The organism is Methanospirillum sp. (assembly GCF_035406105.1).
Lineage (GTDB): Archaea > Halobacteriota > Methanomicrobia > Methanomicrobiales > Methanospirillaceae > Methanospirillum.
Genome location: NZ_DAONKG010000275.1, coordinates 1 through 2,783, shown reverse-complemented (window position 1 = coordinate 2,783; position 2,783 = coordinate 1). Strand labels below are relative to the sequence as shown.

Genomic DNA, 2,783 nt, shown 5'->3' with positions numbered 1-2,783 from the left:
CTCACACCTATCTGGTGTTTCTGTTCATCATCAGAATATCACGATGCGGTCCGAAAAATCGATCAAAAACTCAACGTCACAAATGCGACCCTTGCGAAAGTCCCTTTCGATCTCGAATACTGGACCAAAGTTGCTGCCGAACAATACCCCAATGGCTTACCAAAACCCTACTCCTCCGACCCAACACAGTGGATCTTTCACGGCCACCCAGCCAACTCCGACGATCCGATTCAGGTAGCCATCGCAAAATTATTAAAATATTTATGGCCGGCAGAACTTGACCCGGAGATGGAACTCTCTGATGAACAACGGGAATGGGTCAAAAAAGCAAAAGAACTGAAACCTTATGTTGACGACGACGGTATTCTCTGCCTTCCCCCGGTGAAAGGAGAAAGAAAACTGGTCGAATATGTCAGAGCAATACTTGCCGCAGCATTTCCCGACTGGTCGGTTCAGAAGGAGCAGGAACTTCTCATCAAATCCGGGTATACCACAAAAGAGGGAGCCGTCAAAGGAGACCTGGAACAGTATCTTCGGGATGAATTTTTCACCGATCACTGTAAACTTTTCCACCAACGCCCGTTCATCTGGCAGATCTGGGATGGGAGAAAGGACGGATTCTCGGTTCTCGTCAATTATCATCTCCTTGACCGGAAAGCATTAGAAAAACTCATCTATTCATACCTTGGTGCCTGGATTAACCAACAAAAGGAAGAGGTCGCAGCAGAAAAGACAGGGGCAGAACTCCGGCTCAAGGCTGCTGAAGATTTAAAGAAAAAACTTATCCTCATCCTGGAAGGAGAGTCGCCCTATGACATATATGTGAGATGGAAACCACTTCATGAACAGCCGATCGGATGGGAACCTGATTTAAACGATGGAGTTCGTATGAATATCAGGCCGTTTGTTACGGCCGGAGTGCTCCGGAGTCAGCCGAAGATCAACTGGAACAAGGACCGGGGGAAGGATCCGGTGCCAAACTGTTCCGGGACGACTGACCGGCTCAATGATCTGCATTTTACGCTGGCGGAGAAGCTGAAGGCGAGAGAAGAAGCAAAAATTTAATCATTTGAATCATGACATTTTTTTTTGTTTCAGAGATGAGGGAGTATGTATGAATCGGGAATGGGTAACAGTACATACTCTTCTAGTCGAATAAATCGATGAATTATACTATGATTTGGCGGAGATAAAATATATGAGACGAGGGGGGAAACGAACATGAAACTAAAGCATATCCGAATAAAAGGATGGAAATCGATAGAAAAATTAGACCTTCCCATTGGACAGATCACCGTTCTGATTGGTCCTAATGGAGCAGGAAAATCTAATATCGTTTCCTTATTTGAGTTAATACATCACATACCGGAAAAAAGATTTCAATATGCAACAGTTAAAGCAGGAGGAGCCAACTCCTTATTACATCATGGAGTGAAAAAAACACACCATGCTGAAGCAGATATTTTTTTTGATCGAGTTGGGTATCTTTGTGCATGGGAACCAACTCAGGATAATAAATTAGTATTTACTCATGAACAGGTCGTAGTCCTGAAACCGGATGAAAAAACACCCCTGGTAAATTTTGTTATGACAAACAAGGAACCAGATGTTCATCAGGAAACCCATATCTTTCACGATTTTCTAGACAATGAGATAAAGGAAGCAATATTGCCGCTCATGAATGGATTACATACCTACCATTTCCATGATACGAGTACAACATCACAGGTACGATTTCCATGCCAAATTCATGAAAACAGATATCTCATGGCTGATGGAGGAAATCTTGCTGCTTATCTGTATCTCTTACATAAAAAGTATAACAGGCATTTCCTAAAAATTGAAAGTACAATTCGATATGTTGCACCGTTCTTTGAATCTTTCTCTCTCCGCCCTGATCCATTGAAAGAGGATCAGATAACATTAGAGTGGAAAGAAAAAAACTCCGAATATACATTTACCGCTCATCAATTACCCGATGGTCTCCTTCGATTTATTTGCCTGACAACTTTACTCCTTCAACCAAAAGAGATGCTTCCTCCCTTTATTATCATTGATGAACCAGAACTCGGTCTCCATCCTTTTGCAATATCATTACTCACTGACATGCTAAAGAGTGCATCAGCATTCAGCCAAATCCTCATTACCACTCAATCACCATTACTCCTGGATCAGTTTGATATTCCAGAAATCCGAATTGTTGACCGGATAGATGGATCAACCAAAATTATTACCCCGAACGAAGAGGAATTAAAGGACTGGCTGGAGGATTTTTCCGTTGGAGAACTCTGGCAAAAAAACCTTCTGGGTGGATTACCAATTCAGGGGCCTCTGTGATACAATGGGGGTGAAATTACAGATTATTGTTGAAGGCCAGACAGAGCAATTATTTGTTCAGCAAATCCTCATTCCTCACTTATATTCGAAGGGAATCAATAGTTTCTGCCATGTAATCCCTACAAAAACAACAAACAAAACATACAGAGGAGGCGTGAGTTCGTATTCAAAAATTGAGATTGAAATTAAAAGGACCTTACAAAAAAAGACTCATTATATCACAACAATGTTTGACTTTTATGCCATTCCTTCTGATACTCCAGGTAAAATGGAGGCGAAGTCTGTTGAGAATAGTTGGAAAAAAGTGCAAATTATTGAGGATTCAATTACTCATTCCATTCATAATAATCGGTTTATTCCCTATATTCAACTTCATGAATTTGAGGCACTCCTATTTTCTAATATCGATGCAATTGACGAAATTATGTCACCGGATAATGAATCAC

The 2,783-nt window shown here is 41.3% G+C and carries 2 protein-coding genes and 1 pseudogene; all 3 read left to right on the top strand.

Going from position 1 to position 2,783, the window contains the following annotated elements; all coding sequences use genetic code 11:
- Positions 1-1,065, top strand: a pseudogene (locus PLA23_RS12275) (SAM-dependent DNA methyltransferase); the annotation flags it as partial.
- A 156-nt stretch (positions 1,066-1,221) separates the two neighbouring features.
- On the top strand, positions 1,222-2,337 hold the full coding sequence (locus PLA23_RS12270; RefSeq protein WP_324331316.1) for an AAA family ATPase: 1,116 nt from the start codon (positions 1,222-1,224) through the stop codon (positions 2,335-2,337).
- A gap of 4 nt (positions 2,338-2,341) precedes the next feature.
- The coding region (locus PLA23_RS12265) for a DUF4276 family protein (RefSeq protein ID WP_324475367.1) at positions 2,342-2,783 on the top strand (442 nt) is incomplete at its 3' end.